Genomic DNA, 13,504 nt, shown 5'->3' on the forward strand with positions numbered 1-13,504 from the left:
TCCCAACTGCGTTGACTCTTTTTTGAAGCTCTGGAATCAATAAGAACATATCAGGAACGAATAGGAGCTGACTGCCATGGCTGAAAACGCTGTGCCGCGGGAGACGGTGCTCGCCCTGCGCGACGCCATTGCCCGACTGGAACGAGACAGGCCATCCGGTTCCTGTCGTCCCACCTTCGAGACGGAGGGCGAACGTGCGGGATTTTCAGCGTCCGCGCGGTCTCTCGGCGGGCAGGATGTTGCCGGGCAGTGCAGGGCCAAGCAGTACAGGATCGAGCAGGGCGGGCAGGACGACGTGCTGCCGCTCGGCGTTCCCGACCTCGACCATGCGATGTCCGGCGGCCTGCCGCTGAAGGGTTTGAGCGAAATACGGGTGGCGGAAACGCGCGATGTCGGTGCCGCCACGGGGTTTACGCTCGGTCTTGCCGCCCTCTACCAGACGCGGCGCAAAGCCCTCGGTGAACTCGGTCCCATCCTCTGGATCTCCGAGACCATGGCGGGAAAAGAGGCCGGCGAGCCTTACGGTGTCGGCCTTTCGCTTCTCGGGATCGATCTGCGTGCAGCGCTCTTCTCGCGGCCTCGCAACCTCCAGCAGGCGCTGTGGATTGCCGAGGCGGCGCTCGGGTTTTCCGTGTTTTCCGCCGTCATTCTGGAGATCCGCGGGAATCCGGCGCGTCTCGGGCTTCCCGAAAGCCGGCGGCTGCAATTGCGCTCGGTCGCCAGCGGCGTTCCGATCTTTCTGCTCCGGCAGGCGGGCGAGGAGGAGTCGAGCAGCGCACATCTGCGCCTTCTCGTCCGTCCCGCTCCCGCCGCCCCATTCATGCTGCCCGATGGCACGATGCTTTCGACCGGCATCGGGCATCCCGCCTTTCACGTCGTTGCCGAGAAGACCCGGGCTTTTTCCCCTGTCGATGCCTACCTTGAATGGAGTTCCCATGCGCGCCGGTTCTACCCTCTCGACCCCGTCGCCGTCCCTCTTCCGGCCAACGCAGCGGATCCTGTCCCTGTCCTTTCCACATCTGTCGGCCGACAGGGTGGCACGCCGGCGGTGGGGCGCGTCGTGGCTTTCAAACGGGCGTCCTGATCACCCGCCGGTCGTGTTTTCCGACAAGGTCGAGAATGCCATGCGGATCGTGGCGCTCGACAGCGTTGCCGAGCGCCTGCGGCTGAAACGGGGACAGGGCGTGGCCGAAGCCCGCGCCATGCATCCGCAGATCGACGTGCTGCCAGCCGACCCTGCCGCCGACAAGGCGTTTCTCTCGGCCCTCGCCGACTGGTGCGATCGCTACACGCCGCTGGTTGCCTATGCCGGTGTCGATGGGCTGGCGCTCGACATTACCGGCTGCACGCATCTGCATGGCGGGGAAAAGGCGCTGCTCGACGATGTCCTGTCACGCCTCTTTCAGCTGGGCGTCGAGGCGCGCGGAGCGATTGCCGCATCTCCCGGTCTTGCCTGGGCTCTCTCGCGATTTTCCAGTGCTCGGTTTTCCGATGACAACGTGATCGAGGCGGGAGAGGAGGCCGCAGCGCTCGGTCCCTTGCCCGTGACGGCGCTTCGACTGCCGGAAACATTGACGGACACGCTGATCCGGCTGGGCTTGACCCATGTCGCCGATCTCATGGAGGCGCCCCGGGCAGCACTTGCGCGCCGCTTCGGGCCGCTCGTCTTTCTCCGGCTCGACCAGGCGCTCGGACATGACGACGAGCCCCTGTCGCCGCGCCGGCCGGTAGCCGAGCTTTCGGTCGAGCGCCGGCTGCTCTCGCCGGTCTCGGGCGAGGACGATATTCTCGGGCTTGCGCTGCAGCTTGCCACAGGCCTCAAGACCAAGCTGGAGGAGCGGGGAGAGGGTGGGCGCCAGTTCGAGCTCCTGCTTTTTCGCGTCGATGGCAAGGTGTTCCGGCTGCTTGCCGGCACTTCGTCCCCGGTGCGGGATCCAAAGCGGATCGCGGCGCTCTACAAGGAACGGCTTGCGGCTGTGCATGACGATCTGGATGCCGGCTACGGTTTCGAGATCCTGCGGCTCTGCGTCCTGAAAGTCGAGCCGATCACATCCATCCAGGACGATTTTTCCGGCCGTCCGGACCAGAGCCGGGCGCTTGCCGACTTTACCGATCGCGTTATCGCCCGCTTCGGAGAGGATGTGCTTTCGATCGTGGTTCTTGCCGCGAGCCACATCCCCGAGCGCGCAGCGAGCCTGCAGCCGGCAGGCAATGTCGTCGTTCCCGCCGCAAAGATGCTGCAGGCGGAGGAATGGCCGATCGTGCCCGTGCGGCCGCTCCGCCTTCTGACCCATCCCGAACGGGTGGAGGTTCCCGCGGCCGATGTTCCCGACGGCGCGCCGGAGCGGTTCTTCTGGCGACGCACGGCCTACAGGGTCGCGCGGGCGGAAGGGCCTGAGCGCATTGCCGCGGAGTGGTGGATCGACGGTGAGGATGCACCGACGCGCGACTATTTCCGCATCGAGGACGAGACCGGTCGCCGTTTCTGGATGTTTCGCAATGGCCTCTTCCAGCGCGAACGGATGCATCCCGACTGGTTCATGCACGGTATTTTCGCATGACCGGCGTTAAGTCCGGTAGCGGCCGTGAGTTCGGAAGAGGGCCGACGGACGCGGGTCGCGGGTCGTCCGAAGCTCAGCCGCCGACGTTTTTCGAACTGGGTGCCTGCACGAACTTCTCTTTCCTGCGCGGCGCCTCGGGCGCCAAGGAGATGGTGGTCACGGCCAAGCGGATCGGTCTCAAGGGCTTGGGGATTGCCGATCGCAATACACTGTCCGGCGTCGTCCGGGTCCATGCCGAAGCACGAGAGGAAAAATTTCCTTTCCAGCCGGGCGCACGCCTCGTCTTTGCCGATGGTTCGCCCGATATGCTGGCCTATCCGCGCAACCGGCAAGGATGGGCGCATCTCTGCCGGTTGCTGAGCGCCGGCAACCTGCGCGCCGACGACAAGGGGAACTGCACCCTCTTCCTTTCGGATCTCGTGACGTGGCAGGAGCACCTGCAGGTGATCGTGATGAAGGGGTGCACCCGCGATCGCGAGCATCAGGGCGGTCAGGCCGAGCCGCAGGAGAAGGCGGCGGGCGAGCTGCCCGAAGAGGCATCCGAAGCGGGAACCGGTAATGGCCTTCGAGGGAACGAGGGCCGTGATTGGAAGATGCTCGGCGATACCCTGCGATCGCTGCAACCCCTTATGAAGGGCCGGCTCTTTCTCGGCATGACGCCCCGCTATGACGGGTTCGACGCGCAGGATTTCGCGGCCCTCGCGGCGCTTTCCAGCAACACGGACGTGCGTCTCATCGCCACGAACGACGTGCTCTATCATTCCCCGGACAGCCGTCCCCTGGCCGATGTCATGACGGCCATCCGAGAGCATGTGACGATCGCGGAGGCGGGCTTTCGGCTACAGGTCAATGCCGAACGTTTTATCAAGGCGCCGGCCGAGATGGTCCGCATCTTCCGTCGCTACCCGGAGGCGGTTGCCAATACCGAGCGCTTCTTCCGGACGCTCGATTTCACGCTCGACGAGCTGAAGCACAATTATCCGAAGGAAGCAGGTCTGGGCGAGACCTCGGCGCAGACCCTGGAGCGGCTGGTCCGGGAAGGGGCGGCCCGGCGATATCCGCAGGGCGTGCCGGAGTCTGTGGAAACGAAAATCGCCTACGAGCTCGATCTCATCGCCAGGAAACAGTACGAACCATATTTTCTGACCGTTCATCGGCTGGTGACCTTTGCGCGAGACAAAGGCATCCTCTGCCAGGGCCGCGGATCTGCGGCCAACTCCTCCGTCTGTTACTGCCTGCATGTGACGGAGGTCGATCCGGTCAAGTTCACCCTGCTTTTCGATCGCTTCCTGTCGATGGACCGCGACGAGCCCCCGGATATCGACATCGACTTCGAGCATGCCCGACGCGATGAGGTGATCAAGTTTATCTACGATACCTATACCAAGGAGCATGCCGACATTGCGGCGGCCGCCATCAGCTATCGCGCGCGCTCGGCCGGGCGCGAGGTGGCCAAGGTCTTCGGCTTTTCCGAGGATGTGCAAACGGCGCTTGCCGCTTCCATCTGGGGCTGGTGGACGTCGTCGTTCACGGACGAACAGGCGAAGGCCGCAGGGCTCGATCTCAACGACCCCACCGTCATGCGCATGTTCACCTATGCCGGGCGGCTGATGGACATGCCGCGGCACCTCTCCCAGCATGTCGGCGGTTTCGTCATCACCCATGACCGGCTGGACGAGGTGGTGCCGATCATGCCGACGGCCATGCCCGGTCGCTACATGATCGAGTGGAACAAGGACGATCTCGATACGCTGAAGATTCTCAAGGTGGACGTTCTCGCGCTCGGCATGCTCACCTGTCTCGCCAAGGCGTTCCGGATGCTGGAGACCCATTACGGCAAGCAGATGCTGCTGTCGCAGGTCTACGACACCGAGCTCGATTATGTGAACGACGACAATCCGGTCTACGACATGATCTGCCGGGCCGACACGGTGGGGGTGTTCCAGATCGAAAGCCGGGCGCAGATGAGCATGCTGCCGCGGCTGCGACCCCGGGAGTTCTACGATCTCGTTATCGAAGTGGCGATCGTCCGGCCGGGGCCGATCCAGGGCGATATGGTTCATCCCTATCTCAAGCGCCGGGAGGCCAAGCTGCGGGGCGAGGCCATCCCCTATGAGAGCCTCGAACTGAAAGCCGTGCTGCAGCGGACGCTGGGCGTGCCTCTTTTCCAGGAGCAAGCCATGCAGATCGCCATGACGGCCGCGCGGTTCACGGCGGCCGAGGCCGACCAGTTGCGCCGCGCCATGGCCACCTTCCGGCGGTCCGGGCTGGTCGCGAACTTCGAAACCAAAATGATCGAGGGCATGGTCGCCAATAACTACAGCCGAGACTTCGCCGTTCGCTGCTTCAATCAGATCAAGGGCTTCGGCGAATACGGTTTTCCCGAGAGCCATGCAGCCTCCTTCGCCCTGCTCGTCTACGCCTCCTGCTGGTTCAAGACCTTCTATCCCGACATCTTCTGCGCGGCGCTCCTCAATGCCCAGCCGATGGGGTTCTACGCTCCGGCACAGCTGGTGCGCGATGCGCGCGAGCACGGGGTGCAGGTGCGGCCCGTCGATATCAATCGCTCCGACTGGGAAACGATTCTGGAGAGTAACGACCCGCAAGGGCGGGACGATGGGAGTGGCGCGCGGGGAAGCGTCTTTGACCGTCGAGCGATCGACCCACGGCATCGCGACATGCGCGACGTCATCCGCACAAAATATGCCGTCCGGCTTGGTTTCCGGCTGGTCAAGGGCCTGCGGGAGGGCGACATGGAGCGGCTCGTGGCTTGCCGAGATGAGGGATATGTTTCGATTTATGATCTCTGGCTGCGCTCGGGGCTGACGCGCAGTGTGCTGGAGCGGCTGGCGGACGCTGATGCTTTCGGCTCGATCGGGTTCGATCGCCGCCGTGCGCTCTGGGCGATCAAGGCGCTCGACGAGCGGGCACCTGCCGAGCGCCTGCCGCTCTTTGCCGCAGCTGGGGAGGAGGATCTCAGGGCGGACCCGACGATGCGCCTGCCGACCATGCCGGCCGGCGAGGAAGTGGTCAACGATTACAGGGCCTTGTCCCTGTCACTGAAGGCGCATCCGGTTTCCTTCATGCGGGAGGCGTTTGCCAAAGACGGTGTGGTGGCGAGCCGGGGATTATCAGGTCTGCGTCCCGGACGGCGGGTCACGGTGGCCGGGCTCGTTCTCGTACGGCAGCGACCAGGGTCCGCCAAGGGCGTCATCTTCATGACGCTGGAGGATGAGACGGGCGTTGCCAACATCATCGTCTGGAAGGCGGTCTTCGAAACGTTCCGTGCTGTCGTCATGGGGGCAAGGCTGGTCAAGGTCACCGGCCGTCTGCAAAGCCAGAACGGTGTCATCCATGTCGTTGCGGAAAGCATGGAGGACATGACCGAGGCGCTGGGGCTGCTGAAGGGCGAGGCCCGACGTTTTGCCGTCAACGAACGTGCGGACGAAGTGCTGCGTCCGACCGTGGATCAGCGACAAAAGGGAAATGCGACGGAGCAGGCTCTGCGGGAGCGCGCCCGCCGCGAGGCGCGAATCAAATCCGGTCTTATGGACACGGCGCAGGTCATGCCGAAGGGGCGGAATTTCCATTGAGGTTCGGTTTTGCGGCGTTGCGGGATGTGGAAATCGCGGATCCCCAAATTTATTTTAGACAGTTCGTATGTCCCTTCTCGCTCATGACGATAGCCGCCGAAGATCGTCGTGAGGCACCCGAAATTCTCGAACGCCGCGCAGCCCGCAAACCTAAAAGAGACGTAAGATGAGAGGCGAACTCCGGCCCGGATGAAATGCGAGTTCGGAATGCTACGGGTGGACTCCCGCGCCAAAGCCTCGCGCTCGAAGATGAGGAGCGGCGGCAGCCTGTCGTTCATGAGTGTCCGCAAATAAACGGCCTTTCTCCAGCCGGTTCTTACCGGTTATCTCTTTGGAATTGTTCTAAACTACACCGGCGCTTCTCACGGCCTTTTTTCTTGACACCAATTATCCTGTTTGTTTACTGCTGACCTCAGCGAGGATGCGAAAACAGGCAAGACGTCATGCTGGTTTGCAGTTGCAATTTCATCTCCGAAAAGGAGATCGAGGACACGATCAACGCCCTTCTCGATGAGGACTGTTGGCAGCTGATCGTGCCTGCGAAGGTGTATCATGCCATGGCCAAGCGCGGCCGCTGCTGTGGCTGTTTCCCGAATGTCGTCGACCTGATTATCCGGACCACAGAGCGCTATCATGCCCTGCGGCACTCGACGGATGATCAAATATTTGATTTCATGACCCGTCTCAAAAATTTCCATGAAGAAAACAGGAGAGCGGATCTTGAAAGGCGACACAAGGGTCATAGAGCGGCTTAACGAAGCCCTCTATCTCGAACTGGGAGCAGTCAACCAGTACTGGCTGCACTTCCGGCTGCTCGAGGATTGGGGCTACACGCTCCTGGCCAAGAAGGAACGGGCCGAATCGATCGAGGAAATGCATCACGCCGACAAGATTATCGCGCGAATCATCTTCCTCGACGGCCATCCGAACCTCCAGACCGTCGGTGCGCTGCGCATCGGACAGAACGTCAAGGAAGTTCTCGAGGCGGATCTTGCCGGCGAATATGACGCCCGCGCCTCGTACAAGGAGTCGCGCGACATCTGTCACGCCGCTGGCGACTACGTCTCCATGAAGCTGTTCGAACAGCTGTTGATCGACGAGGAAGGCCATATCGACTTCCTCGAAACCCAGCTGCAGCTGTTCAACTCGATCGGCGCCGAGAAGTACGGTCAGCTGAACGCGACCTCTGCCGACAAGGCTGAAGTCGGTAGCGAAGACGCCTGATACAGGCTTCGAGAGGATGCGGCGGTCATTTTTGCCGCATCCTTTTGTCTTGAACATGCGTGACAGCCGCACCCTGCCGTTTTGTTGACGCGTCCAGCTCTACCGAACGGTTTCCGTTGCCAGATGCGCGAACGTACCGACAACGGTGTCGTAAACCTCCCGCTTGAAGGATACGATGAGAGCGGGAAGGTCGGTCATAGGCTTCCACGCCCATTCCTCGAATTCCGGCTCGTGCCCACCCGGCGGCGGGTTGATGGCGATCTCGCTGTCATCGCCTTCGAACCGGAACGCGAACCATCGCTGGGTCTGCCCGCGAAATTTGCCCTTCAGCCCGATGCCGATCAGATGGGCCGGCAGGTCGTAGTTGATCCAGTCCGGCGCTTCCATCAGCAGCGATACGCTGCGCATGCCGGTCTCCTCGTAAAGCTCCCGCTTTGCCGCCTCCAGCGGATCCTCGCCCTTGTCGATGCCGCCCTGGGGCATCTGCCAGAGCTGGCCCGACCCGTCATATTCGGAGTTGCCCAGCGCGATGCGACGCCCTGCCCAGACAAGGCCCTGGCTGTTCAGCACCATGATGCCGACGCACGGCCGGTAGGGGAGATCTTCGGCGCGGAGGGGAGGGTTCTTGCCAGTCTTGCTCATCGGGTTTCCTCAAGACGTGTGGCGGCTGTCCTGCAGCGCGCACGGAGTGTTCATTCAGTGTCTCTTCGTATCCTTCACCAGCGCAGAAACGCCGACGAATTCGATACCGCGCTTCTCCGCCTCTTGCATCCACTGTGCAATGGCCGAGACGCTTTCGTCGAAGGCGGACGCCGTACCGATCGCCGTACCGTTGCGCCGGGCAATCCGTTCGAGATCGTCGAGCTTGCGCAAAATGGCCGTGCGGTCGAGCTGGGTATCCAGAACGACATCGCCGAAAGCATAGGGTACTTCGAGCGCATCGCCGAGAGTGGATGTGAGCGATTGCGCCGAGGTGCCGTCATCCAGGAACAATAGTCCGCGCCGCCCGAGATCACGCATCACCGGTTCGAGAGCACCGGAGTCGGACAGGAATCGCCCGCCCAGGAAGTTCATGACGCCGGTATAGTTGGTGATCTTGCCGAGCGCGTCGCGCAGCTGAGCGAGGTTCTGCTTGGCGCTGTCCCCGACCAAAAGGGTCTGCGGCCCGGGATTGTTTGCGGGATAGTCAAAAGGTTCGAACGGCACCTGCAACAGGATCTCGTGGCCCGTCCGCCGTGCTTCCTGCATCCAGCGCTGAAGGCTGTTGCCCGAGGCGGCGAAGGCAAGGGTGGTGGCAGGCGGAAGCGTACGAATGGCGCTCTGCGTTCCTGTCTGGCTCAGCCCCAATCCACCGACGACAAGGGCGATCCGCGTGCCGCGTGCGCCCGACCATGGCCGCGCATACTGATCCATCGGCCGCAACCCATCCGGCCCGACAACCGGCAGGCGACCTTCGGGCGCGTCTTCCAGCAGGAGGTCGTTCGGCTGTGCCGCCATGCGCGGATCCTGGCCCCGTATCGGCCCGACCTCGATGATGGCAGGGCCGTCCTTGCCACGCTTGCCGGGTGAATAGGTCGTCACGACATTGCCGTCGTTGAGGAGCGTCCGGTTGACGTTCGCGCCCGATGAAGATGCCTCAGGTGCGGACCGGGTGCGTGCTTCTGCTGCGTCCTGCGTCCTATCGACCGGTTCGCTCGTTGGCGCCATTGCGACGTCCTCCGGCTTCGGAGGCAGAAGACCCGAGGGCGACATCAGCGTGAAGACGGTGACGCCGGCGATGGCAGCTGCAAACAGGCCAAGCGTCGCCTGCCCTTTGCGGAGCCGCGCCTTTGTCTTTGCCGGTCGCCTGTCCTGGCCAAGCGGTGCGTTGAGATCCGTCCCCAAAGTTGTCCTGTACTGATAGCTGAAGCATCCCGACAGGAATGTTGCAGCGGTGTCGTCAGCCCGACCGTCGAATACGTCAGGCGGGGGCCTGTGGTCAGATAGCCATCTGCCCCGGCTCTGCCGAACGTCTTACCGGCCGAAGCTTGTGCGTCACCGACGCCTCGCACACAAACGCCGCCCGGGCGAACCGGACGGCGCTTAAAAGGAAAAGCCAGGGCACTCGACCTTACGGTGCGAGTTCGGCCTTCTGCGGGTTAGCCGGGAAACTCGGATCGCTCTTCTTGCCGCGCAGCAGGTCCAGCGCATAGTTCAGCTGGACATCGTCCTTGGGTTCCGGCGGAACATAGGCGATGGAGCCAGAGCCTTCCTGCGTTTCGTTCTGGCCCTGGATATGACCACGCAAGCTGGATTCGCTGGTGTTCTCGACCTTGCCGAGAAGTTCCGGCGGCAGCGGCTGATCGACCTTGATGTCCGGCGAAATGCCGGTGCCCTGGATCGACTTGCCCGATGGCGTGTAATAGAGCGCCGTCGTCAGGCGGAGCGCACCGGCTTCGCCGAGCGGGATGATCGTCTGGACGGAGCCCTTGCCGAAGGACCGCGTGCCGAGAACGGTGGCGCGCTTGAGGTCCTGCAGGGCGCCGGCAACGATTTCGGATGCCGAAGCCGAGCCGCCATTGACGAGCACGATGACCGGCTTGCCGTCCGTCAGGTCGCCCGGCGTCGCGTTGAAACGACGCGTCTCGTCGGCATTGCGGCCGCGGGTGGAAACGACTTCGCCGCGCTCCAGGAAGGCGTCGGAGACGTTGATCGCCTGATCGAGCAGGCCGCCCGGATTGAGACGCAGGTCGAGCACGTAGCCCTTCAGCTTGTCGGCCGGCACATCCTTCTTGATCTTCTCGATCGCGTTTTTCAGGTCGTCATAGGTCTTTTCCGTGAAGGAAATGACGCGGACATAGCCCACATCGCCCTCGACACGCGACTTGACGGCCCGCACGGCAATGACGTCGCGCACGATCGTAAGCTCGATCGGCTTGTCGGCACCCTTGCGCAGGATGGTCAGCTTGATGGGCTTGCCAACGGCGCCGCGCATCTTGTCGACAGCTTCCTCGAGCTTCAGGCCGCGAACGTCCTGGCCATCGATCTTGGAAATGAAGTCGCCAGCGAGAACACCGGCCTTGGCGGCGGGCGTATCGTCGATCGGGCTTGTCACCTTGACCAGCTCGTCTTCCATCGTGACCTCGATGCCGAGACCGCCGAATTCACCCTTGGTCTGGGTGCGCATGTCTTCCGCGTCGGTCGCATTCATGTAGCTCGAATGCGGATCGAGGGAAGAGAGCATGCCGTTGATGGCGTTCTCGATCAGCTTGTCGTCCTGCGGCGGTGTGACGTACTGGGCGCGGACGCGCTCGAAGACATCGCCGAAGATCGACAGTTCACGATAGGTGGACGGATTGGCCGCAACGGCCGGAACGACTGCGGAGTAGACGACGCTCATCGCCGTCGCGCCCATCAATGCCCCAACCAGAACTAGTGAAGCCCTACGAATCATTTCGTACCTTTCCGGTGTCTGAGGCGGTCCACCATGGTCGAGAATCAACCGGTTTACCGTCTTTTCTGAATTCAATGTAAAGCGTTGGTCGATCTGTTTCCAGCGCCAAAGCCGCAGCACTCGCCACTCTTTTTGCCCCCATCTGGCCAAGCGGTTCGCCGGCAACGACGAACTGGCCCGGCTGGACGGCGACCGTTTCCATCCCCGACAAAACAACGAGATAGCCATCGCCCGGGTTGAGGATGATCATCTGTCCGTAGCTACGGAATGCGCCTGCGAACATGACCCATCCGTCCGCCGGAGCAGTCACCAGCGCGCCGGCTTCGGTGCGCAGCATCATGCCTTGCGAGGAATGCCCGGTGCCGTCGTCTTCGCCGTAGCGGCGCAGGACGGAGCCGGCGACGGGAAAGGCGAGTTTCTTCTGCAACTCGGAAAATTCATATGCCGGGGCAATACGGTTTTTGTCGGGCACCGCGTTGCGCGCCAGTTCGCGCGCTGCCTCGCGTTCGGCATCCGACAGGCGCGTGCGGGCTTCCTCCTCCGCACGGGCCGCTTCGGCAGCGGCCCTTACGGAGCCGATCTCGGTTTCGAGCGAACCGATCAGGCCCTGAAGGCTTGTTGCCTGCGAGGCGAGCTGTTCGGCCTTGCGCCGTTCGGCGGCAAGCTCGCTGGTATTGCGGTCTTTGAGCTTTTCCTTCTCGGCCACCAGCAAGTTCATCCGCCGCTCTTCCTCGAGCCGCGCGGTCATGTCGTTGCCCAGTGCCTGCTTCTGATTGACGATCTCGGTGCGCAGACCTGCCAAGGCCTGAAGGTCGGCGGCAAGATTCTCCGTCTCGTGGCGGATGCCCGGCACGACGGCGCCAAGCAGGATGGCGCTGCGCACGGAACCGAGCGCGTCTTCCGGGGTGACGAGGAGGGCGGGCGGTGGGTTGCGACCCATGCGCTGGAGAGCGGCGAGAACCTCCGCCAGCACACCGCGCCGGGCCTTCAGCGACTGGTGTACGGTCTCTTCGCGAACGCGCAGATCGGCAAGCTTCGTCTCGCCATCCGCGATCTGTTGTTCGAGCGCCTGCCGCTTTCCGGCGGACTCCACCAAAGCCTGCCGCAGGGACTCATTGGTCTTCTCGATATCGGCGATCTCGGACTGGAGCGCGAGCGCCCGCTCCTGCGAGAGGTTGATCGTCTTCGACAGGGCTTCGAGTTCGATGCGGGTATTGTTGCGCCGCTGCGAGAGGGCGGCAGCGGGATCTTCCGGCGCGGTGGCTGCCGGGCGGTCGCCGCGTTCCGCATCCTGAGCATGTACCGCAGGGCCGAGCGGTGCGAAGGCGGCGAGAACCGTGGAAACGAGAAGAATGCAAAGGAGTCTATGGCCGTGCCGCATCGTCCGGTCGCCTGCCCCGGCTGTCCCGCGTCTGGTCTGCCCGCTTCTGGTCATCCCGCCATCTGCCGTCGTCCGCCTTGCCCGAAGCTTGCGGGTGGAGTGAAGGTCCAAGCCTATTGGCACAAATGCGGCGGACGCGTGGCCAGACAGCGTGATGACGCAAGCTTGATGGCGTTCACCGGGAGATCAGACGCGATGATAGGGGTGGCCGGAGAGAATCGTAACCGCGCGGTAGAGTTGCTCGGCAATGAGGATCCGCACGAGCTGGTGTGGCCATGTCATGCGTCCGAGGCAGATCACGGCGTCCGCGCGGGCGTGCAGGTCGGGGTCTAGGCCATCGGCGCCACCGATCGCAATGGTCATATCGCGTTTACCCTGATCGCGAAAACCTCCGATGAGGTTGGCGAAATCGGGGGAGTCGAGGTGTTTGCCGCGTTCGTCCAGAAGAATAAGAAGACCGGCGTCGGGGAGAGACTTCAGAAGCTGGGAACCTTCCTCCCGCTTGCGCGTGTCGCTGGAGGAAGCGCGGCTCTCGGGAATTTCCGTCATACGGCCGGCTTCAAGGCCGATGGCAGGGCCAGCCTTGGCAAAACGGTCGAGATAGCGCGCCGCAAGATCCTTCTCCGGGCCGGCTTTCAGGCGCCCGACAGCAAAAAGTCCGATTTTCAACCCTGGCCTCCGGCGCAGCTATTTTGTGAACCGACATTTGCTGTCGGCCGTCGGCCGGATGATCCGCAGCGACAACGGGCCGTCAAAGGCTGCAAGATGGAGCTTTCGACGATCCCTTGCAGAAGCCGTCGAAAGCCCGGGATCAGGAATCAATGGCGCGTGCCGTCATCCATCTCGGGTGCCGCCCACATCCGCTCGATGTTGTAGAATTCGCGGATTTCGGGACGGAACACGTGGATGATGATATCGCCAGCGTCGATCAGAACCCAGTCTGCCGTCTCGAGGCCCTCGACCCGGGGAGCGCCCAGGCCTTCATCCTTCAAGTCGGACACCAGGTGGTCTGAGATCGCTGCAACATGGCGGCTCGATCGTCCGGAGACCACAACCATGTAGTCGCCCAGCGCCGACTTCCCGGCAATGTTGATCGTGACAATATCTTCTGCCTTTGAGTCCTCGAGGCTTGCGAGAACCAGTTGAAGCGCCCGGTCGGCGGCATCGTCGCCACGTTCCGTGCTTTTCGGGAAGATGCGGGTAACATTTCCCTTGGCGTGTACTGTTGTCAGAGTTTTTCCTTTCCCAATGACCAGAACATGCACGTTCGACGCGTCTCGCGCCGGGCAGCTGCTTGTCGGACAGCCTGCTT

11 protein-coding genes are annotated in these 13,504 nt (G+C 62.8%); 5 read left to right on the plus strand and 6 right to left on the minus strand.

Annotated features, from left to right (window positions below):
* Window positions 1-76 precede the first annotated feature (76 nt).
* From BSG19_RS26475 to bfr, 5 genes are all read left to right on the plus strand, one after another.
* Entirely contained in the window at window positions 77-1,084 is a 1,008-nt protein-coding gene (locus BSG19_RS26475) for an ImuA family protein (RefSeq protein ID WP_244529382.1), read from the plus strand.
* Window positions 1,035-2,561 carry a DNA polymerase Y family protein gene (locus BSG19_RS22390; protein ID WP_244529387.1) on the plus strand — a complete coding sequence of 509 codons (1,527 nt, stop codon included), beginning with the start codon at window positions 1,035-1,037 and terminating at the stop codon, window positions 2,559-2,561. Before BSG19_RS26475 ends, BSG19_RS22390 begins: the two co-directional genes overlap by 50 nt.
* On the plus strand, window positions 2,558-6,154 hold the full coding sequence (locus BSG19_RS22395) for an error-prone DNA polymerase (RefSeq protein ID WP_092990220.1): 3,597 nt from the start codon (window positions 2,558-2,560) through the stop codon (window positions 6,152-6,154). Before BSG19_RS22390 ends, BSG19_RS22395 begins: the two co-directional genes overlap by 4 nt.
* A gap of 443 nt (window positions 6,155-6,597) precedes the next feature.
* On the plus strand, window positions 6,598-6,909 hold the full coding sequence (locus BSG19_RS22400; protein ID WP_092990221.1) for a (2Fe-2S)-binding protein: 312 nt from the start codon (window positions 6,598-6,600) through the stop codon (window positions 6,907-6,909).
* Window positions 6,875-7,378: a bacterioferritin gene (bfr, locus tag BSG19_RS22405; RefSeq protein ID WP_092930996.1), complete on the plus strand. Its 504-nt coding sequence runs from the start codon at window positions 6,875-6,877 to the stop codon at window positions 7,376-7,378. The genes BSG19_RS22400 and bfr overlap by 35 nt, the downstream gene beginning before the upstream one ends.
* Window positions 7,379-7,477: 99 nt before the next feature.
* On the opposite strand, the gene BSG19_RS22410 is transcribed toward bfr, so the two are convergent.
* The 6 genes from BSG19_RS22410 to rsfS form a co-directional block, all read right to left on the minus strand.
* Window positions 7,478-8,020: an RNA pyrophosphohydrolase gene (locus BSG19_RS22410; protein WP_092990222.1), complete on the minus strand. Its 543-nt coding sequence runs from the start codon at window positions 8,018-8,020 to the stop codon at window positions 7,478-7,480.
* Window positions 8,021-8,074: 54 nt separating this feature from the next.
* Entirely contained in the window at window positions 8,075-9,262 is a 1,188-nt protein-coding gene (locus tag BSG19_RS22415; protein ID WP_092990223.1) for a divergent polysaccharide deacetylase family protein, read from the minus strand.
* Window positions 9,263-9,488: 226 nt separating this feature from the next.
* On the minus strand, window positions 9,489-10,811 hold the full coding sequence (locus BSG19_RS22420) for a S41 family peptidase (protein ID WP_092990224.1): 1,323 nt from the start codon (window positions 10,809-10,811) through the stop codon (window positions 9,489-9,491).
* Complete coding sequence (locus BSG19_RS22425; RefSeq protein WP_092990225.1) at window positions 10,801-12,192, minus strand: murein hydrolase activator EnvC family protein; 1,392 nt, start codon at window positions 12,190-12,192, stop codon at window positions 10,801-10,803. The genes BSG19_RS22420 and BSG19_RS22425 overlap by 11 nt, the downstream gene beginning before the upstream one ends.
* A 186-nt stretch (window positions 12,193-12,378) precedes the next feature.
* Complete coding sequence (rlmH, locus tag BSG19_RS22430) at window positions 12,379-12,861, minus strand: 23S rRNA (pseudouridine(1915)-N(3))-methyltransferase RlmH (protein WP_092990226.1); 483 nt, start codon at window positions 12,859-12,861, stop codon at window positions 12,379-12,381.
* 149 nt (window positions 12,862-13,010) lie between these two features.
* On the minus strand, window positions 13,011-13,457 hold the full coding sequence (rsfS, locus tag BSG19_RS22435) for a ribosome silencing factor (protein WP_092930983.1): 447 nt from the start codon (window positions 13,455-13,457) through the stop codon (window positions 13,011-13,013).
* Window positions 13,458-13,504 lie beyond the last annotated feature (47 nt).

This window comes from Rhizobium sp. NFR03 (assembly GCF_900111275.1).
Classification (GTDB): Bacteria; Pseudomonadota; Alphaproteobacteria; order Rhizobiales; family Rhizobiaceae; genus Ferranicluibacter.